The sequence below is a fragment of the Citrobacter sp. RHBSTW-01013 genome (assembly GCF_013781985.1).
Classification (GTDB): Bacteria; Pseudomonadota; Gammaproteobacteria; order Enterobacterales; family Enterobacteriaceae; genus Citrobacter; species Citrobacter braakii.
The window spans coordinates 851,778-871,517 of record NZ_CP056185.1 but is presented as its reverse complement, the minus strand read 5'-3'; the positions used below and the strand labels follow the sequence as shown (position 1 = coordinate 871,517).

Below are 19,740 nucleotides of genomic sequence, written 5' to 3'. Positions count from 1 at the left end.
TGGCGATGCCTTCGCGTCTTATCCGGCCTACATTCGCACCCCGTAGGCCGGATAAGGCGAAGCCGCCATCCGGCAAAGCTATCTTCAGAGGGTGACATCTTCGCGCTTTGCCCACATACTGGGCTCTGTTGCTTTTTTGAACCAGGAAACAGAACCTCTGACAATGAATTTACAGCATCACTTTCTAATTGCCATGCCTGCTCTCCAGGATCCGATTTTCCGCCGTTCCGTGGTGTATATCTGTGAACACAATGAGAACGGAGCAATGGGGATTATCGTCAATAAGCCTCTGGAAAACTTACAAATTGAAGGGATTCTGGAAAAGCTGAAGATTACTCCAGAAGCACGCGATCCTGCCATTCGTCTGGACAAACCGGTGATGCTCGGCGGCCCGCTGGCGGAAGACCGTGGATTTATTCTACACACCCCGCCGTCACGCTTTGCCTCCAGTATTCGCATTTCAGATAACACTATCATCACGACCTCCCGCGATGTACTTGAAACCCTGGGTACGCAGGAGCAGCCATCCGAAGTGCTGGTTGCGCTGGGCTATTCATCATGGGAAAAAGGTCAACTGGAACAAGAGCTACTGGATAACGCCTGGCTCACTGCTCCCGCAGACCTCAACATCTTATTTAAAACGCCGATTGCCGACCGCTGGCGCGATGCGGCGAAGCTTATCGGGATTGATATTCAGACCATGCCTGGCGTGGCGGGACACGCCTGATGAGCGGAACATTACTCTCTTTTGATTTTGGTACGAAAAGTATCGGCGTCGCGGTTGGTCAACGCATTACCGGTACGGCGAGACCCTTGCCCGCCATCAAAGCACAGGACGGTACGCCAGACTGGAGTTTGATTGAACGCCTGCTAAAAGAGTGGCAGCCGGACGAAATCATTGTCGGCCTGCCGCTCAACATGGATGGCACTGAACAACCCCTTACTGCGCGCGCACGCAAATTCGCTAACCGCATTCACGGTCGCTTTGGCGTAACCGTAACGCTGCACGATGAACGTTTGAGCACCGTCGAAGCCCGCTCAGGCCTGTTTGAGCAAGGCGGATACCGGGCGTTGAATAAAGGCAAAGTAGATTCCGCTTCTGCCGTTATTATCCTTGAAAGCTATTTCGAGCAGGGCTACTAAAGTCGCCCCTGCGCCTGGCGCTGCTGCTGACTTTGTGCAAACGTCTGCATCCCTGTCTGCTACCCGGTTTGAATCACACCGGGTAGCTGATGCGTTTTCCCTTCGCGGATCAAATTGCCCACGGCGGGAGTGTTGACGAGCAGTTCGAATAGCGCCACGCGTCCTCCCTGCTTATCTTCCTCCAACTTTTGCGAAAGTACCGCCCGCAGGCTGTCTGCCAGTTGGTTACGCACCGGATCTTTCTCCTGAGCGGGAAAGGTGTCCACCAGCCGCGCGATGGCCTGCGCCGCCCCTCGCGTATGTAAGGTTGCCAACACCAGATGCCCGGTCTCCGCTGCCGTTAAGGCCAAACGAATAGTTTCCACGTCGCGCAGCTCGCCCAGCAATATGACGTCGGGATCTTCGCGTAACGCGCCGCGCAAACCGGCAGCAAAAGAAGCGCAGTGTACGCCCACCTCCCGCTGCTGAATAAGACAACGCTGGCTGGTGTAGCGATATTCAATCGGATCTTCCAGAGTCAGAATATGCCCCGCAATATGTTGATTAAGGTACTCCACCATCGCCGCCAGGGTGGTTGATTTACCGCTGCCGGTGGCTCCAGTGACCAGAACTAATCCATTTTCACCGTGCAGCAGTTCAGGTATGGCCTCCGGGGTCTGAAGATCGTCTAAACGAGGACATTCAAGCGGTAGCAATCTTAGCGCCAGCGAGGTGCCCTGCTGATGAGCAAATGCGCTGGCGCGTAGACGCCGGGAGTCAGCCAACGTAAGGGCAAAATCAATCTGCCCCTGTTCCCGCCACTGTACCTGTTGTTGCTCACTGAGCCAGCACATCAGCAGATTCTCCACGTCAGGGGGAGTAAATGGTGCTATTTCGACTTTTCCACGTATGCGCCAGCGCGCAGGCCATGCATTGCACAGGTGTAGATCCGACACGTTATGCTTTACACTAAGGGCCACTATTTCTTCCATATTCATATGAACATCCTCGGAAAATGAACGATATCGCGCATAACCTGGCACATGTCCGGGACAAAATCTCAGCCGCCGCGACGCGTTGCGGGCGGTCTTCAGAAGAAGTTATGTTGCTTGCAGTTAGCAAAACCAAACCTGCGAGCGCCATCGAAGAAGCCATCGTCGCTGGATTATTTTCAATTGGTGAAAACAACGACTAATAGCGAGTAGTCACGCTCTTGATTTTCCATACACCTTTTTCTTCTACCATGCAGTCAATAACTTTTTGAGATGACTCACCTGTTCCAAATGTCAAATAGACATTGGTACAAATAGGATCAGCTATAATTAGATCAATACTAATATGCTTACTCCAGTCTTCATCTGCAAAATCCTGAACTTTTAGAAAATAATCCTCTTCAAGCTCATTGCTTCTATAAGCTTGCTTTAATTTATTCAATGTATCAATAATAACATAAGGCTCTAATGCCGTCGGATCATCTGCAACTGGGATGATATTATGAGAAATCTGCTTGATATACCAGGCATTGAATTTTAATGCCTGAGTATCAGCAGGTATTATTCCTGCCATAGCAAACGATGAGAATAGAAAAGCAAATAATATCAATCGTTTCATCAGTTATGCCTATAGAGTTTATACGAGGGCTGATTTTTACGATAACCAGGTCCGGGATACGCCTCCATGTTCGATTGCTGCTGTTACTGCCCTGGCACAATAACCTGTAGCGTGCGCATGAGCATTATTCCTAACAAAATTTATAGCGGCTTCTTTATTCCACATTTGCAAAATTTCATTTATAAACGAAGAGTATGAAATATCACAAAGCGAACCATCACCTTGAACATTAAATGCTTCCGACTCTATTTATTGAAATCACAAATACGCCCGTAAAATTTATTTCCGATGTGTATCACTGCTTAATAACAAATGAGGTTATAATATTTACCTTACCAATTATTTAATTTTTTTGCTTTATTAGAAATAAATATCATCCCAGATTTTATAATCTCTAGAATATTTACGCTGGCGCAAACTGGAGCTGAATAAAACGAATTGAAAATTCTGTCAGTTAAATCTGTTTACGTCCTCCTACAGACTCACATTTTTATACTCAGCCTATCTGCAGCCTTACCATGCGTAGTAAATGGTGCTATTTCGACTTTTCCACCTATGCGCCAGCGCGCAGGCCATGCATTGCACAGGTGTAGATCCGACACGTTATGCTTTACACTAAGGGCCACTATTTCTTCCATATTCATATGAACATCCTCGGAAAATGAACGATATCGCGCATAACCTGGCACATGTCCGGGACAAAATCTCAGCCGCCGCGACGCGTTGCGGGCGGTCTTCAGAAGAAGTTATGTTGCTTGCAGTCAGCAAAACCAAACCTGCGAGCGCCATCGAAGAAGCCATGACCGCAGGGCAGCGTGCCTTCGGTGAAAACTATGTTCAGGAAGGGGTGGATAAGATCCGCTACTTTCAGGAAAACGGCGTTAACGATCTGCAGTGGCACTTTATCGGCCCGCTGCAGTCGAACAAAAGTCGTCTGGTCGCTGAACATTTTGACTGGTGCCATACGATTGATCGTCTGCGTATCGCTGCCCGTCTGAGCGAACAGCGCCCGGCGGAGCTGCCGCCGCTCAATGTGTTGATTCAGATTAATATCAGCGATGAGAACAGTAAGTCAGGTATTCCGCTTGCAGAGCTTGATGCACTGGCCGCTGAAGTCGCCGCGTTGCCACGCATTACCCTGCGTGGTCTGATGGCGATTCCGGCGCCAGAGTCAGATTATGTAAGGCAGTTTGAAGTTGCACAGCAAATGGCGGTAGCATTTGCCGGGTTGAAAACACGTTACCCAAGTATCGACACGCTCTCACTGGGGATGTCTGATGATATGGATGCCGCCATTGCGGCGGGTAGCACGATGGTGCGCATCGGCACTGCCATTTTTGGTGCTCGTGATTACACTAAAAAATAAGGAAAACTAAGGAACACCATGAATACGTTGACCTTCCTGCTCTCAACGGTAATTGAGCTGTATACCATGGCGCTGCTGCTGCGCGTGTGGATGCAATGGTCTCGCTGCGATTTCTACAACCCGTTCTCGCAGTTTATTGTGAAAATCACTCAGCCCATTATCGGGCCGTTACGCCGTATCATTCCGCCGATGGGGCCAATTGACAGCGCATCGGCATTAGTTGCGCTCGTTCTGAGCTTTATCAAGGCCATCGTGCTGTTTAAGGTGGTTACGTTCCAGCCGATCATCTGGATCGCCGCCGTGCTGATTGTCCTGAAGACCATCGGACTGCTGATTTTCTGGGTTCTGCTGGTAATGGCGATTATGAGCTGGGTCAGCCAGGGCCGCAGCCCTGTGGAGTACGTGCTGATTCAACTGGCGGATCCGCTGCTGCGTCCTATTCGTCGCTTACTTCCAGGCATGGGCGGGATCGATTTCTCGCCAATGATCCTGGTTCTGCTGCTGTATGTCATTAACATGGGCATCGCAGAAGTGTTACAGGCGACAGGTAACATGCTGCTGCCGGGGCTGTGGATGGCGCTATGAGTGCCGTTACCCCCTGCGATGACGGTCTGGTTTTACGGCTCTACATTCAGCCTAAAGCCAGCCGTGACAGTATTGTAGGTTTACATGGCGACGAGCTAAAAGTCGCCATTACCGCCCCACCGGTTGATGGGCAAGCCAATAGCCATCTGGTGAAGTTTCTCGGCAAACAGTTCCGTGTGGCAAAAAGCCAGGTCGTCATTGAGAAGGGCGAGCTTGGTCGTCACAAACAGGTTAAAATCATTCATCCGCAACAGATCCCGCCCGAAATTGCGGCACTAACTGATTAGGTATCCCATGCAAAAAGTTGTCCTCGCGACCGGCAACGCCGGTAAAGTGCGTGAACTCGCCTCTCTTCTGAGTGATTTCGGTCTTGATGTTGTTGCTCAAACGGATCTGGGTGTTGATTCTGCAGAAGAGACCGGGCTGACGTTTATTGAGAACGCCATTCTGAAGGCACGTCATGCCGCGCAAATTACCGGTTTACCCGCCATTGCTGATGACTCCGGTCTGGCGGTAAATGCCCTTGGCGGCGCGCCGGGCATCTATTCAGCCCGCTATTCCGGCGAAGATGCAACCGATCAGCAGAACCTGGAAAAACTGCTCCACACCCTGCAGGATGTTCCTGATGACAAGCGCCAGGCACAATTCCACTGCGTGCTGGTGTATATGCGCCATGCAGACGATCCAACACCTGTGGTTTGCCACGGACGCTGGCCGGGCGTTATTGCCCGTGAACCTGCCGGAAACGGTGGTTTTGGCTACGACCCAATCTTCTTTGTGCCCTCTGAAGGGAAAACCGCCGCCGAACTGACCCGCGAAGAAAAGAGCGCGATTTCTCACCGCGGACAAGCGCTGAAGCTGCTGCTGGATGCCCTGCGTAATGGTTAAGCTTCCGCCGTTAAGTCTTTACATACACATCCCGTGGTGCGTGCAGAAATGCCCGTACTGCGACTTCAACTCGCATGCGCTTAAAGGCGAAGTCCCTCATGACGACTATGTGCAGCATCTGCTGAGCGATCTGGATTCTGAGGTGGCCCACGCCCAGGGCCGCGAGGTAAAGACGATTTTTATCGGTGGTGGTACGCCGAGCCTGCTTTCTGGCCCGGCAATGCAAACGCTGCTCGACGGCGTGCGCGCACGGCTGAATCTCGCCGCAGATGCAGAAATCACGATGGAGGCGAATCCCGGTACTGTGGAAGCCGATCGCTTTGTGGATTATCAACGTGCTGGCGTAAACCGTATCTCCATTGGTGTACAGAGCTTTAGCTCCGCCAAACTCGAACGTCTGGGACGTATTCACGGACCGGAAGAAGCCAAACGTGCAGCGCACCTGGCGAGCGGTCTGGGACTACGCAGCTTTAACCTCGACCTGATGCACGGTTTACCGGATCAGACGCTGGAAGAGGCGCTGAGCGATTTACAGCAGGCCATCGCGCTCAACCCGCCGCATCTTTCCTGGTATCAGTTGACCATCGAGCCGAATACGCTGTTCGGGTCCCGACCACCGGTATTACCGGACGACGACGCGCTGTGGGATATTTTTGAGCAAGGCCACCAGTTGCTGACCGCCGCGGGGTATCAGCAGTACGAAACCTCAGCCTACGCCAGACCGGGTTATCAGTGTCAGCACAACCTAAATTACTGGCGTTTTGGCGACTATCTAGGCATTGGCTGCGGCGCGCACGGCAAAGTCACTTTCCCTGACGGTCGCATCCTGCGCACGACCAAAACGCGACATCCGCGCGGATACATGCAAGGACGTTATCTGGAAAGCCAGCGAGATGTCGCCGAGACCGATAAGCCGTTTGAGTTCTTTATGAACCGTTTCCGGCTGCTGGAAGCCGCGCCTCGCGCGGAGTTCACGCAATATACCGGGCTTACCGAAGACGTTATTCGTCGACAGATCGATGAGGCCATTGCCCAGGGCTATCTGAGTGAATGCGATGAATACTGGCAGATTACCCAACACGGTAAGCTATTTTTGAATTCTCTGCTGGAGCTGTTTCTGGCGGAGTGATCTCTGTGCGCCTGTCGGCGCATTTTCTTCTACAAATTCCTCTAAATATTGTACTCGGAAAAACCGAGTACAATGCACGTCATTTATTGACAATAACCATATTAATTATTTTATTCATTTTAAATAGCCTCTTCACCAACATAAATATATTGAACACAGCGCACAAAATAAGATCAAACTGCTGCCATGCAAAAGGTATGTGATCTATATAGTGGATAGATGTCCGACAACTATATTAATTTATCATACAGAAAAAGGTGAACCATCATCAGATGTCAACCAATTACTGTACCTTAAAGCACGGAGCTTACTTATGAAAATCAAAACCTTTTCCCGCTCGCTAGTCTGTGCGTCCTTGTTGGCGCTACTTAGCACTGGCGCATATGCTGCTGAAAAAGTGACTCTCAAACTGGCACACAACCTTGAACGTAGCCATGTGGTTCACCAGGCTTTCGAAGAAATGGCCAAAGAGGTAAAACAACTCTCCGACGGTAAAATGATTGTACGTATATATCCCAGTAGCCAAATGGGTAATGCCCGAGAAACGATGGAGTTGTTACAAAATGGCGCGTTGGATATGACAAAAGGTTCTGCCAGTGATTTAGAGTCATTTGATAATATTTATGCCATTTATAATTTACCTTTCTTATTTAAAGATCAAAACCATTTCAATAACGTTGTATTTGGTGAGGTAGGTAAAGACATTATGGAATCCACAAAAGAAAAGGGATTCTTTGCGTTATCTGCTTACGTTGCCGGCACGCGTAGTTTTTATGCCAAAAAACCTATTACCAAACCAGAGGATCTGAAAGGTCTGAAAGTCCGCGTTCAACCCAGCCCCACAACCATTAAAATGGTTGAACTGATGGGCGGATCGCCGACCCCCATTTCCTTCGGTGAGGTTTATACCGCTATGCAACAAGGTGTAGTGGATGGCGCAGAGAATAACGTTCCATCGTGGGTGCAAACACGTCATATCGAAATAGCTAAAGTCTTCTCCGAAGATGAGCACGCCTCTATTCCAGATTTTCTCGTTATCTCAACCAAAACATGGAATAAGCTGACCCCGGAGCAACAACAGATCCTTCGTCAAGCGGCTAAAAATTCCGAGGCTTATCAACAAAAGTTGTGGGATAAAATCGATGCTGATACCCGCGCTCAAGCAAAAGCTATGGGTGGCGAGATTATCAAAGTTGATAAAGCCCCTTTCCGCGCCGCTGTTCAACCGCTGTTTGATGACTTCAAAAAAGACCCAAAACATGCAGCTCTGCTGGCGAAGTTTGAAGACGCAGTACAATAACCCTTTGGGCCATTGATTGGCCCTGTTTCACCAGGAAACTCCACCATGATATTTAACCGCCTTAAGCTTGCGGTAGACCGCGTCATTGCCGCATTTTCGGTCATCGTAATGATTGCGCTGGTAGTGTGCGTAGTCTGGCAAGTTTTTAGCCGCTACGTGCTCAATCAGCCCAGCACCTTAACTGACGAACTGGCACGCTTCTTAATGATCTGGGTCGGATTATTAGGTGCAGCCTATACCGTAGGCGCCCAGCGCCACCTGTCTATCGATCTACTGTTCATGTCGATTAATAAACGTAAACAGGCGTTATTGAGCTTATTCATTAATCTGCTGATTTTTGGCTTTGCAGGTTCAGTCATCGTTACCGGCGGTATCAAGCTGATTAATAAAACGCTGGCAACGGTGCAAGTTTCTGCGGCCATGCAAATTCCAATGGGTTACGTGTATATCATCCTGCCGCTAAGCGGCGCAGTCATGATGTTCTATGCCCTGTGGTTTATTCACAAAAATATTCAGCAACTGAAACAATCTTCGCAGGGAGTAATTTGATGGAAGGCTATATCGCACTAACCCTGTTTGGCTGCTTCTTTGTCCTGGTGTTCATTGGCGTACCTATTTCGTTCTCTATCGGTATCGCCACTGTAGCCTCAATGCTGCTGATGTTTCCTTGGGATGTTGCCGTTATCACTGTCTCTCAACGTCTGGCAAACGGATTAGATAATTTTGCCCTATTGGCGATCCCGTTTTTCATTTTCGCAGGTACGCTGATGAACAGCGGTGGGATCGCCATCCGGCTAATTAACCTGGCGCAGGTGATGGTTGGGCGAGTTCCCGGCTCACTTGGTCATGTCAACGTGCTGGCAAACATGATGTTTGGTTCGATATCCGGCTCTGCCGTTGCCGCTGCTGCAGCCGTTGGCGGTACGCTTAATCCTATTCAGACAAAGCAAGGATACGACCCAACCTTCTCGACAGCCGTTAACGTTTCCTCCTGCATTACCGGGCTGTTAATTCCACCATCAAATGTGTTAATTGTGTTTTCTCTTACTGCTGGCGGTGTTTCAGTTGCTTCGTTGTTTATGGCGGGTTATTTACCAGGGATCCTGATGGGGCTTTCGATCATGGTGGTATGCGCCATTATCGCCAAACGCCGTGGTTATCCCCTGTCGGAAAGACCAACCTGCGCACAGGCAGTAAAAGCACTTCTGGATGCGCTACCGAGTCTGTTACTGGTCATCATTGTGATGGGGGGTATTTTAGGTGGGATCTTTACCGCAACAGAAGCCTCAGCGATTGCGGTCGTCTACACCTTCATTCTCTCGGTGCTGATTTACCGGGAAGTAAAATGGCGTGATTTACCAAAGCTGATCCTGGAATCAGTCGTGATGACCTCTATCGTACTGTTACTGATCGGCTTCTCTGTCGGCATGTCCTGGGCGATGACCAATGCCGATATTCCCTACATGATCAGTGACACATTAATGGGTATTTCCGATAATCCACTGATCATCCTACTGTTAATCAATATTGTACTACTGGTTGTTGGGATCTTTATGGATATGACACCAGCAGTCCTGATCTTTACCCCCATTTTCTTGCCAATCGCTCAAGAGTTAGGTATGGATCCGGTACATTTCGGCATCATGATGGTCGCCAACCTGTGCATTGGTCTGCTGACACCGCCGGTAGGAAGTGCATTGTTTGTAGGCTGTTCGATTTCTGGCGTGAAGATCCAGCAATTGATCAAACCCCTGCTGCCGTTTTACGCCGCATTGCTGGTCGCACTCATGATGATCGTATACATTCCACAGATCTCTCTGTTTATTCCACAGATGCTGGGGTTGATGTAAATACGAAGAGTAACTGCCTCTGGAGAATGCCCCAACGCTACGGTAGGGGCATTTTTTATGCCATTAATACTGATTAAACATTTCCTGGATCTGCTTAGGATCCTTGGTTTGGGTCAGAGCCAGTTGCAGCAGAACACGCGCTTTTTGCGGGTTCAGAGAGCCTGAAGCCACAAATCCGTATTTCGCATCATCAACTTCAGCATCCTGGGTGGTGGCGCCCGTTGGTACACGGGATGAACGCACCACAACGGTACCTTTATGCGCGGCAGTGGCCAGCGTATCGAAAATGGTTTTATACAGGTTACCGTTACCTACACCCGCACTGACGATCCCGGCGTAACCCGCGTCTACCAATGCTTTGGCTGGCAGATCGGAGGCGTTAGCATAGTTGTAAACAATCCCAACTTTCGGCAGCTCGGTCAGCTTAGATACATCGAACGGCGTGGATGTGGTGTGCTTACGCGCAGGCGTACGCTGGTAGTCGATTTTACCGTTATGGATATAACCCAGCGGACCATAGTTAACGGATTTGAAAGTAGCGACATCCGTGGTGTTGGTTTTGGTCACGTCGCGACCATCCATAACGGTGTCGTTCATGACCACCAGCACACCACGGTTGGCAGAGGCTTTGTCTGCGGCGGTTACCACGGCGTTATACAGGTTGAACGGGCCATCAGCGCTCATACCCGTAGACGGACGCATTGCGCCGACCAGCACCACCGGCTTGTTGCACTTGACGGTGAGATCGAGGAAATAGGCGGTTTCTTCCATGGTATCCGTACCATGTGTTACCACGAAGCCGTCAGTTTTATCACACTCGGTATTAATCTTTTTCGCCAGCGTTAGCCAGACTTCGTCATTCATATCCTGGGAGCCGATGTTTACCACCTGCTCGCCTTTCACAACGGCGATATCTTTCAACTGAGGTACGGCATCAACCAAATTTTCTACGCCGACTTTGCCTGCCGTGTAGTTAGATTTTGTTGCGGAGTCACCACCGCCGGCAATCGTCCCGCCGGTAGCTAAAATAGTGATGTTTGGCAATGCAAGCGCCGCGCCGCTGAAACCCATAACCAGTGCGGCAAGTGCCGTTCTCTTGAAAAACTCCATGTTATTTCTCCAGTTACTTGAATTTGCAGCATTATGTCTATCTTACAGATGAATAATGTGACGCCATCCAATTAACCAGATTTATATCTCCATCAAATTGTTATTCTTAGAGATGGATATCAAAAAAACAGAAAAATACAAAATAAAACGGCACAGAATGTTTCTGTGCCGTTAAAAAGAGGTGAAGATTATTTCAGATTGCTAACCAGCGTCTTACGATCGTTTTCCAGCGTCACGACGCGGGCGCAGACATCTTTGCCAAACTGCTGGAAGTCTTGTTCCTGATTCTTCCATTCGTTCTGAATTGAGGTTTGCAAACCTCCGAGGCTTCCGAGCACGCCCTGCAGCGGATTACCACCGCCTTTGAGCACGGCTTTCGCCCCCATCTCGTTGATGCTGTCCTGCAAAATACCGCCCATCGCCTGATTGACCAGCTGTTGTCCATCCGCGCGGACCTGATCAATCGCCTTATAATGGAAGGTCAGGCCGTCAGTGCGATGCTCAATAATGCGGTTCATCTGCTCTTTCAATTGCGCATCCAGCTTAGTTAAGCGGCCACGCATGTTGCTGCTTTCGCCGACCTCTTTGGCGATGATTTTATCCAGCGCCACGCGACCTTTCTCCACGCGCGCTCTGGCACCTTCATCAATCCACGGCAGGCTGCTACGCAACGCCGCCTGATAATCTTTGGCCTGTTCACGCTGCGCGGCGTTCAGGTTGTACTGTTTACCGTTAAAGGTGACATCACCGGCCTGGGTTATGACAAGGTTGCCGTTCTCACCCTTCACCTGTACCGTTTGTGGACTCAAAATCACATCGTCACGCGGGGTGACGCTGCACTGATAATCAGCATGTGCGGCCATCGCCGTGAACGTTAGGACTGCCGCCAGCAGCGTTTTGCGCATCATATCTTTCCCTCAATACAAATTGGGCCGGCATTTGCCGACCCTTTGCTACTTAGTCCCACCAAATATCGAAAAGTTCGCTGGTGCGCACTTCTTCGAGTTTGCGCTCTTCCAGCCACTTACGCACGATAGCCTGATGTTCTTCGGTGCATTTGCCGATTTCCTGCAGACAGATCAGACCTTCCCAGGCCAGATAGCCGCTGCCGTCAAAGGCCAGCTTGTTCGGTTCGATAACTTCATTGATAAAATCATCAACGATTTGATCGACCTGCTCTCCAGATGTACCTTCCGGGAAACGCCATGCAACCGAAAATCCTACTTCCTGGAATTCGTCGATGTGCATTTTTTTACGCAGACGACGGCTACGGTTCTTTGCCATTATTTCACCCTCTCGAACATTAAGTCCCATACGCCGTGGCCAAGACGATGACCACGTTGTTCAAATTTGGTTACCGGGCGCGATTCCGGGCGCGGTACGTAATCGTTACTCTCTGACTGGTTTTTATACCCGTCAATCGATGACATCACTTCAAGCATGTGCTCCGCATAGGCTTCCCAGTCGGTTGCCATGTGGAACACGCCGCCCAGCTTCAGCTTGCTTAAGATATGCTCAGCAAACGGTACCTGAACGATACGGCGTTTATTATGACGTGCTTTATGCCACGGGTCAGGGAAAAACAGCTGAACCATAGATAAAGAATTGTCAGGAATCATTTTATGCAGGACTTCGACGGCATCATGGCACATGACACGCAGGTTCTCGACGCCCTCTTCATGAGCTGAAGCCAGACACGCGCCAACGCCCGGTGAGTGAACCTCAATGCCGAGGAAATTTTGCTCCGGACGCGCTTTCGCCATCGCCACCAGCGAAGCCCCCATACCAAAACCAATTTCAAGCGTGACTGGCGCATCGCGACCAAACAGCGCAGCGAAATCCACAGGTTCTTCGCTGAACTCAACGCCCATCACCGGCCAGTAGTTTTCCAGCGCGTGTTCCTGCCCTTTCGTCAGTCGCCCCTGGCGACGAACAAAACTACGAATCCGGCGCAGCGGGCGGCCGTTTTCATCAAATTCCGGTGAAATGACGTCGTTCTTCATAAAAGTTTAGTCTGCTGTGTTTGAGTTCTGAAAACGGGCATTATCCAAAGTTAGTTGCCGGATGCAAGTAAAGGAAGAAAGTGAGCAGCGGAAAGTTCCGGTTTACACCCCGTTGCCGCTGTGCTGCAATCTTGCCCCCGGCAATAATGAAACGGTAATCATGCAAGCGTCTCAATTCTCGGCTCAGGTTTTGAGCTGGTACGACAAATACGGGCGGAAAACGCTGCCCTGGCAAATTGATAAGACGCCTTACAAAGTATGGCTCTCTGAGGTGATGCTGCAACAAACTCAGGTTGCGACCGTTATCCCCTACTTTGAGCGCTTTATGGCGCGCTTCCCAACGGTAACGGATTTAGCCCATGCGCCGCTGGATGAAGTCCTGCATTTATGGACCGGGCTGGGCTATTACGCTCGAGCGCGTAATCTGCATAAAGCCGCGCAACAGGTTGTGACGCAGCACGGCGGCTCATTCCCGCAAACCTTTGATGAAGTGGCCGCCCTGCCAGGCGTCGGACGTTCAACTGCAGGCGCGATCCTTTCTCTCTCCCTGGGTCAGCATTTTCCGATTCTTGACGGTAACGTCAAACGTGTGCTGGCTCGCTGTTATGCTGTAAGCGGCTGGCCGGGTAAAAAAGAGGTCGAAAAGAAACTGTGGGAGTTGAGCGAGCAGGTTACGCCAGCCCATGGGGTTGAGCGGTTTAATCAAGCGATGATGGATTTAGGCGCCATGGTCTGTACGCGCTCAAAACCCAAATGTTCCCTGTGTCCATTGGAAAATGGCTGTGTGGCGAGCGCCAATGCAAGCTGGGCGCTGTACCCGGGTAAAAAGCCCAAACAGACATTACCAGAACGGACGGGCTATTTTTTACTGATGCAGCATGAAAACGAGGTGTTGCTCACGCAGCGACCACCCAGCGGCTTATGGGGTGGCTTATACTGTTTTCCGCAGTTTGATGATGAGGATGGGCTACGCGACTGGCTGGCGCAACGGCAAATTAACGCAGATAATCTGACCCAACTGAATGCGTTTCGCCATACCTTTAGCCATTTCCACTTAGATATTGTGCCTATGTGGCTTCCCGTGTCCTCATTCACCTCATGCATGGATGAAGGCAACGCGCTCTGGTATAACTTAGCGCGACCGCCGTCGGTCGGACTGGCGGCCCCCGTGGAGCGTTTGTTACAGCAATTACGTGCCGGCACACAGGTTTAACGTACCGGTCGATAAAGAGGATTTTTTATGAGCAGAACGATTTTTTGCACTTTCCTGCAACGCGAAGCAGAAGGACAGGATTTTCAGCTGTACCCGGGCGATCTGGGAAAACGCATCTATAACGAGATTTCTAAAGAAGCATGGGCGCAATGGCAGCATAAACAAACCATGCTGATTAACGAGAAGAAACTCAATATGATGAACGTTGAACACCGTAAGTTACTGGAACAGGAGATGATTAACTTCCTGTTTGAAGGTAAGGATGTGCATATTGAAGGCTATACGCCTGAAGAAAAAAAATAAGCATCGCTTGCTGGCAATCTCGTAGGCCGGATAGGGTGCTTGCACCGCCATCCGGCAAAACGATACAACAACAAACACAACACGCACTCCCGGAATGATGAAAAAATTTCTCGCGCTTGCCGTTATCGCGCCGTTGCTCATCTCCTGTTCCAGTTCGACCAAAAAAGGCGATTCCTATAACGAAGCCTGGGTCAAGGATACCAACGGTTTTGATATTCTGATGGGGCAATTTGCCCATAACATTGAGAATCTGTGGGGATTTAAGGAAGTGCTGATTGCGGGTCCGAAGGACTACGTAAAGTATACCGATCAGTATCAAACCCGCAGCCATATCAATTTTGATGACGGTACGATAACCGTCGAGACCATTGCCGGGACAGATCCCGCCGGACATCTGCGTCTAGCGATTATCAAGACGTTGCTGATGGGCGATGATCCGGGTTCTATCGACCTCTATTCCGATGTCGACGACATTAAGATTTCCAAAGAGCCGTTCCTGTACGGGCAGGTAGTCGATAATACCGGCCAGCCTATTCGTTGGGAGGGACGTGCAACCAACTTTGCCAACTACCTGCTACAAACGCGACTGAAAAAGCGCAGCAATGGCTTGCGAATCATCTATAGCGTGACGATCAATCTGGTCCCGAACCACCTTGATAAGCGCGCGCATAAATACGTCGGCATGGTACGTCAGGCTTCACGTAAGTATGGCGTCGACGAGTCGCTGATTCTGGCCATCATGCAAACCGAATCCTCGTTTAACCCGTATGCGGTCAGCCATGCCGATGCGCTGGGACTCATGCAGGTGGTACAACACAGCGCCGGAAAAGATGTGTTCCGTTCCCAGGGGCGCTCAGGCACGCCAAGCCGTAGCTTCTTGTTTGACCCGGCCAGCAACATTGATACCGGTACTGCCTATCTGGCAATGCTGAATAATGTCTATTTGGGCGGCATTGATAATCCGACCTCGCGTCGCTATGCGGTGATCACCGCGTATAACGGCGGCGCGGGCAGCGTGCTGCGCGTGTTCTCGAACGATAAAATACAGGCCGCAAACATCATTAACAGTATGTCCCCTGGGGACGTTTATCAAACGCTGACCACCCGACACCCATCTGCTGAATCACGCCGATATCTTTACAAGGTCAATTCCGCACAAAAATCATATCGTCGCCGCTAATGTATCCCTCTCTTGCCCCCTAAAACGGGGGCCTGAAGAGGGAAAAACGTTAACTCCATCACTCTTTTGCTTTGCAATCCGAAATTGTTTGCAAATATTTGTCACAGGTAACAAAAAAAGAGTGCCTCTCGTTGATAGAATCACATCATATAGCCACGGCAAATGTGCCTTTTAAAACATTCATCCGCATTACGGTGTGAGGAAATTAACATGAATCTTAAGCTGCAGCTGAAAGTTCTCTCGTTTCTGCAGTTCTGCTTATGGGGTAGTTGGCTCACTACCCTCGGCTCCTATATGTTTGTCACCCTTAAATTTGATGGTGCATCCATTGGCGCGGTGTACAGCTCGCTGGGGATCGCCGCCGTGTTTATGCCTACGCTGTTAGGGATCGTGGCTGACAAATGGATCAGTGCGAAATGGGTGTACACCATTTGTCACCTGGTCGGCGCAGCAACGCTGTTCGCCGCAGCCGAAGTCACCACGCCAGGTGCCATGTTCTTTGTGATCTTGCTTAACTCACTGGCCTATATGCCAACGTTGGGGTTAATCAACACCATCTCTTACTATCGCCTGCAATCAGCCGGGATGGATATTGTTACAGACTTCCCGCCAATCCGTATCTGGGGCACCATCGGCTTTATTCTGGCGATGTGGGCGGTAAGCTTCTCCGGCTTTGAACTGAGCCATATGCAGCTGTATATCGGCGCGACGCTGTCCGTCGTATTGGCGCTGTTCACCCTGACGCTGCCGCATATCCCGGTCGCCAATCAGCAGAAAAACCAGAGCTGGTCTTCCATGCTGGGCCTGGATGCCTTCGCGCTATTTAAAAACAAGCGTATGGCGATTTTCTTCATCTTCTCTATGATGCTGGGCGCAGAGCTGCAAATTACCAATATGTTCGGTAATACCTTCCTGCACAGCTTCGATAACAATCCGCTGTTCTCCGGCAGCTTCATCGTTGAACACGCGTCAGTGATGATGTCGATTTCGCAGATCTCCGAGACGCTGTTTATCCTGACCATCCCGTTCTTCTTAAGCCGTTACGGTATTAAGAACGTGATGCTTATCAGTATCGTGGCGTGGATGCTGCGCTTTGGCCTGTTTGCCTACGGCGATCCAACACCGTTTGGTACCGTGCTGCTGGTTCTGTCGATGATTGTTTACGGCTGCGCCTTCGACTTCTTCAACATCTCTGGCTCCGTGTTTGTAGAGAAAGAAGTTCGCCCTGAAATCCGCGCCAGCGCACAAGGCATGTTCCTGATGATGACCAACGGCTTCGGTTGTATTCTGGGCGGTCTGGTGAGCGGTAAAGTAGTTGAACACTATACGCTGAACGGTATTACCGATTGGCAGACCGTGTGGCTGATCTTCGCAGGTTACTCGCTGGTTCTGGCTTTTGCCTTCGTTGCGCTGTTTAAATACAAACACGTACGCGCTCCGGCAGGCGCCCAGACTATCGCGCACTAATCTTTATTGATTAAATAGGGTCACCTGATGGTGGCCCTATTTGGTCAGATGACGCTTACTTCAGAACATATCCATACAGACGTTTAATGCCGTCTGCATCCGTTTCACTGTAAACCCCTTGCAGCTCCGGCGAGAAGCCCGGTAGCAGGTTTATGCCCTCTTCCAATGCCAGGAAGTAACGTTGCACCGCCCCGCCCCATACTTCGCCCGGTACCACGCACAGTACGCCCGGAGGATAAGGCAGCGCGCCTTCTGCCGCAATGCGACCAGCGGCATCACAAATACGCACCAGTTCAACATCACCGCGGATAAAGGCGCTGTTAGCATCCTGCGGGTTCATCGCCACGGCAGGTAAACTCTCCTGACGGAACATCGCTTTTTGCAGATCTTTCACATCAAAGCTGACGTACAGTGAGTGCATCTCCTGACACAGTTCACGCAGCGTGTAATCCCGGTAACGTACCGGATACTTGTTGAAGATGGTGGGCAGCACGTTTGCCAGCGGCGTATCGTCTTCAATATGCTGCTCAAACTGCGCCAGCATCGCGACCAGTTGCGCCAGTTTCTCAGCGCTTTCTGCTGGGGTCAGCAGGAACAGAATCGAGTTAAGGTCGCATTTCTCCGGCACGATACCGTTTTCACGCAGATAATGCGCCAAAATCGTCGCCGGAATACCAAACTCAGTATATTGCCCGGTTTGCGCATCAATGCCCGGAGTGGTTAACAGCAGTTTGCAGGGATCGACAAAATACTGGTCGCGCGCATATCCAGAAAAACCATGCCATTTAGCACCAGGTTCAAAACTAAAGAAGCGACGCTCGCTGGCAATCACCTGTGTCGGATAGCTTTCCCACGGTTTGCCATCTACTACCGGAGGAATAAACGGTTGAAGCAGCTTACAGCGGGTAATAATCGCTTTGCGGGCCTCGATACCCAGCGTCACACATTCCGCCCATAGCCGACGGCCGCTCTCGCCTTCATGGATTTTGGCGTTAACGTCCAGCGCCGCAAACAGCGGGTAAAACGGGCTGGTGGAAGCATGCAGCATAAACGCATTGTTCAGACGCTTATGCGGGCAGAAGCGCGCCTGGCCGCGAATATGGTTATCCTTTTTATGGATCTGCGAGGTTTGCGAGAATCCGGCCTGCTGTTTGTGTACCGACTGAGTGACAAAAATCCCCGGATCGTTAGCATTGAGCTCCAGCTGCAGCGGCGACCCATCGACCATCATCGGGATAAATTGCTCGTAACCGACCCATGCGGAATCAAACAGGATGTAATCGCACAGGTGACCGATCTTGTCGATCACCTGCCGGGCGTTGTAGATCGTACCGTCATAGGTACCCAACTGAATGATCGCCAGACGGAACGGGCGCGGTTGATCAGCCTTTTGCGGCGCAACTTCTCGAAGTTGCTGGCGCAGATACTCCTCATCAAAGCAGTGCTCATCAATGCCGCCAATAAAGCCAAACGGATTACGCGCCGCTTCCAGATAAACCGGCGTAGCACCCGCCTGGATCAGCGCCCCGTGGTGGTTCGATTTATGATTGTTGCGGTCAAATAGCACCAGATCGCCGCGCGTCAGCAGCGCATTGGTGACCACTTTATTGGCCGCAGAGGTCCCATTCAGCACAAAGTAGGTTTTATCCGCGTGGAAAACTTTCGCAGCAAATTTCTGCGCATGTTTCGCTGATCCTTCATGAATCAACAGATCGCCAAGCTTAACGTCAGCATTGCACATATCCGCGCGAAACAGATTCTCACCAAAGAACTCATAGAAATGTCGGCCCGCAGGATGCTTCTTAAAAAACTCACCGTGTTGGTGTCCCGGGCAGGCAAACGTGCTGTTCCCCATTTCGACATACTGGGTAAGCGTGTCATAGAACGGCGGCAGCAGCTCTTCCTCATACTGACAGGCAGCAGATTCCAGCTCCAGCCAGTCCTGAGCCTGACCGCGAATTACCGCATTAACGCCCGCAGGCACATCAACATCAGATTCTGCGAACAGAAACACAGGTAGATGAAAACCGGTGCGTTTCAGCAAAGCCAGGATCCCACTGCGGCTGTCCGCAACGGTAATGACGACTGCCGCAACGTCAGTAAAATCGGTACTGTCCAGCGACACCACCTGACGATGGCTGGACAGACGAGAAACCAGTTCACTACTGGCGGCAATTTTCATTGATTTCATAAGCGCAATAACCCGTTTCGGGAAAATCAAAAGTCCCGGACAACGCCGCATGGCTTTGCCCACGAAATGACAGGTCAAACTGGTTACCAGCCCCGACCGCCAGACATCAGTAAAAGCAGATAGCCTCTGATTTTACTGTTATCCTGCAGTGAGCGTGCGCTGCCCTCACCGCATGGTGGGAGCGTAAAGATAAGTCGCGGGAAGGGGCAAACGTCGCGCAAAAAGGCGATGTTGAAGGCGATGTAGGGGGAGTAATATCATCCCAGGCAGCCCCATTCAGACAGGAGAAATTTCGCGCAATCATGGCACCTTTCAATTACAGGCGCAAGATAAAATCTTGCGCGAAAACCTTACAGATCAGCAAGCATTTCGTCTGAAAGTTGCGGCATAATAATGCAATCTGAAACATAATTTCACCCAGC

General features: G+C 50.6%; 20 protein-coding genes and 3 pseudogenes. 15 read left to right on the top strand and 8 right to left on the bottom strand.

Annotation, left to right across the window (positions count from 1 at the left end):
- Positions 1-163: 163 nt before the first annotated feature.
- Positions 164-727 (top strand): YqgE/AlgH family protein, encoded by a 564-nt coding sequence (locus HV350_RS04300; RefSeq protein WP_016154395.1) that lies wholly within the window; start codon positions 164-166, stop codon positions 725-727.
- Positions 727-1,143 (top strand): Holliday junction resolvase RuvX, encoded by a 417-nt coding sequence (gene ruvX, locus HV350_RS04295; RefSeq protein WP_003825428.1) that lies wholly within the window; start codon positions 727-729, stop codon positions 1,141-1,143. The genes HV350_RS04300 and ruvX overlap by 1 nt, the downstream gene beginning before the upstream one ends.
- On the opposite strand, the pseudogene HV350_RS04290 reads toward ruvX, so the two are convergent.
- Positions 1,140-2,120: pseudogene (locus tag HV350_RS04290) on the bottom strand (type IV pilus twitching motility protein PilT). The gene ruvX and the pseudogene HV350_RS04290 overlap by 4 nt on opposite strands.
- 17 nt (positions 2,121-2,137) lie before the next feature.
- On the opposite strand from HV350_RS04290, the pseudogene HV350_RS04285 reads away from it, so the two are divergent.
- Positions 2,138-2,308 (top strand): annotated as a pseudogene (locus HV350_RS04285) (YggS family pyridoxal phosphate enzyme); the annotation flags it as partial.
- Positions 2,309-2,313: 5 nt separating this feature from the next.
- On the opposite strand, the gene HV350_RS04280 reads toward HV350_RS04285, so the two are convergent.
- Both HV350_RS04280 and HV350_RS04275 read right to left on the bottom strand, forming a co-directional pair.
- A complete protein-coding gene (locus tag HV350_RS04280; RefSeq protein WP_181629863.1) occupies positions 2,314-2,733 on the bottom strand; it encodes a DUF3828 domain-containing protein in 420 nt (139 codons plus the stop codon).
- A gap of 524 nt (positions 2,734-3,257) precedes the next feature.
- Positions 3,258-3,422: pseudogene (locus tag HV350_RS04275) on the bottom strand (type IV pili twitching motility protein PilT); the annotation flags it as partial.
- Between HV350_RS04275 and HV350_RS04270 the strand changes: the two are divergent.
- The 8 genes from HV350_RS04270 (at position 3,395) to HV350_RS04235 (ending at position 9,851) form a co-directional block, all read left to right on the top strand.
- A complete protein-coding gene (locus HV350_RS04270; RefSeq protein ID WP_094168639.1) occupies positions 3,395-4,099 on the top strand; it encodes a YggS family pyridoxal phosphate-dependent enzyme in 705 nt (234 codons plus the stop codon). The pseudogene HV350_RS04275 and the gene HV350_RS04270 sit on opposite strands and share 28 nt — an antisense overlap.
- 18 nt (positions 4,100-4,117) lie before the next feature.
- Positions 4,118-4,684, top strand: a complete 567-nt coding sequence (locus tag HV350_RS04265; RefSeq protein WP_016154401.1) for a YggT family protein — start codon at positions 4,118-4,120, stop codon at positions 4,682-4,684.
- A complete protein-coding gene (yggU, locus tag HV350_RS04260) occupies positions 4,681-4,971 on the top strand; it encodes a DUF167 family protein YggU (RefSeq protein WP_005123286.1) in 291 nt (96 codons plus the stop codon). The genes HV350_RS04265 and yggU overlap by 4 nt, the downstream gene beginning before the upstream one ends.
- Before the next feature lie 7 nt (positions 4,972-4,978).
- Positions 4,979-5,572, top strand: coding sequence for an XTP/dITP diphosphatase (locus HV350_RS04255; protein ID WP_016154402.1), 594 nt, complete (start codon positions 4,979-4,981; stop codon positions 5,570-5,572).
- Positions 5,565-6,701, top strand: a complete 1,137-nt coding sequence (gene hemW / locus HV350_RS04250) for a radical SAM family heme chaperone HemW (protein WP_169329840.1) — start codon at positions 5,565-5,567, stop codon at positions 6,699-6,701. Before HV350_RS04255 ends, hemW begins: the two co-directional genes overlap by 8 nt.
- A 313-nt stretch (positions 6,702-7,014) precedes the next feature.
- Positions 7,015-8,001 (top strand): TRAP transporter substrate-binding protein, encoded by a 987-nt coding sequence (locus HV350_RS04245; protein ID WP_137351892.1) that lies wholly within the window; start codon positions 7,015-7,017, stop codon positions 7,999-8,001.
- 45 nt (positions 8,002-8,046) lie between these two features.
- Positions 8,047-8,550 carry a TRAP transporter small permease gene (locus HV350_RS04240; protein ID WP_047499278.1) on the top strand — a complete coding sequence of 168 codons (504 nt, stop codon included), beginning with the start codon at positions 8,047-8,049 and terminating at the stop codon, positions 8,548-8,550.
- Positions 8,550-9,851: a TRAP transporter large permease subunit gene (locus tag HV350_RS04235; RefSeq protein WP_016157446.1), complete on the top strand. Its 1,302-nt coding sequence runs from the start codon at positions 8,550-8,552 to the stop codon at positions 9,849-9,851. The genes HV350_RS04240 and HV350_RS04235 overlap by 1 nt, the downstream gene beginning before the upstream one ends.
- Positions 9,852-9,914: 63 nt before the next feature.
- On the opposite strand, the gene ansB is transcribed toward HV350_RS04235, so the two are convergent.
- The 4 genes from ansB to trmB form a co-directional block, all read right to left on the bottom strand.
- Entirely contained in the window at positions 9,915-10,961 is a 1,047-nt protein-coding gene (ansB, locus tag HV350_RS04230; RefSeq protein WP_016154404.1) for an L-asparaginase 2, read from the bottom strand.
- 188 nt (positions 10,962-11,149) lie between these two features.
- The gene (locus HV350_RS04225) at positions 11,150-11,869 is read right to left on the bottom strand and encodes a DUF2884 domain-containing protein (protein WP_016154405.1); all 720 of its coding nucleotides are present in this window, start codon (positions 11,867-11,869) and stop codon (positions 11,150-11,152) included.
- A 49-nt stretch (positions 11,870-11,918) separates the two neighbouring features.
- Entirely contained in the window at positions 11,919-12,245 is a 327-nt protein-coding gene (locus HV350_RS04220) for a YggL family protein (RefSeq protein WP_019077661.1), read from the bottom strand.
- Positions 12,245-12,964, bottom strand: a complete 720-nt coding sequence (gene trmB, locus HV350_RS04215) for a tRNA (guanosine(46)-N7)-methyltransferase TrmB (protein WP_016154407.1) — start codon at positions 12,962-12,964, stop codon at positions 12,245-12,247. The genes HV350_RS04220 and trmB overlap by 1 nt, the downstream gene beginning before the upstream one ends.
- Positions 12,965-13,124: 160 nt before the next feature.
- Here trmB and mutY point away from each other — a divergent pair, with 160 nt between their 5' ends.
- The 4 genes from mutY (at position 13,125) to HV350_RS04195 (ending at position 17,127) form a co-directional block, all read left to right on the top strand.
- Positions 13,125-14,177, top strand: a complete 1,053-nt coding sequence (mutY, locus tag HV350_RS04210; RefSeq protein ID WP_181629861.1) for an A/G-specific adenine glycosylase — start codon at positions 13,125-13,127, stop codon at positions 14,175-14,177.
- 27 nt (positions 14,178-14,204) lie between these two features.
- The gene (locus tag HV350_RS04205; protein WP_016154409.1) at positions 14,205-14,480 is read left to right on the top strand and encodes an oxidative damage protection protein; all 276 of its coding nucleotides are present in this window, start codon (positions 14,205-14,207) and stop codon (positions 14,478-14,480) included.
- A gap of 94 nt (positions 14,481-14,574) precedes the next feature.
- Positions 14,575-15,660: a membrane-bound lytic murein transglycosylase MltC gene (mltC, locus tag HV350_RS04200; RefSeq protein ID WP_016154410.1), complete on the top strand. Its 1,086-nt coding sequence runs from the start codon at positions 14,575-14,577 to the stop codon at positions 15,658-15,660.
- A gap of 210 nt (positions 15,661-15,870) precedes the next feature.
- Positions 15,871-17,127, top strand: coding sequence for a nucleoside permease (locus HV350_RS04195; RefSeq protein WP_181629859.1), 1,257 nt, complete (start codon positions 15,871-15,873; stop codon positions 17,125-17,127).
- A 55-nt stretch (positions 17,128-17,182) separates the two neighbouring features.
- Here the strand turns inward: HV350_RS04195 and HV350_RS04190 are convergent, their stop codons facing one another.
- Positions 17,183-19,318 carry an ornithine decarboxylase gene (locus tag HV350_RS04190; protein ID WP_181629857.1) on the bottom strand — a complete coding sequence of 712 codons (2,136 nt, stop codon included), beginning with the start codon at positions 19,316-19,318 and terminating at the stop codon, positions 17,183-17,185.
- Positions 19,319-19,740: the final 422 nt, after the last annotated feature.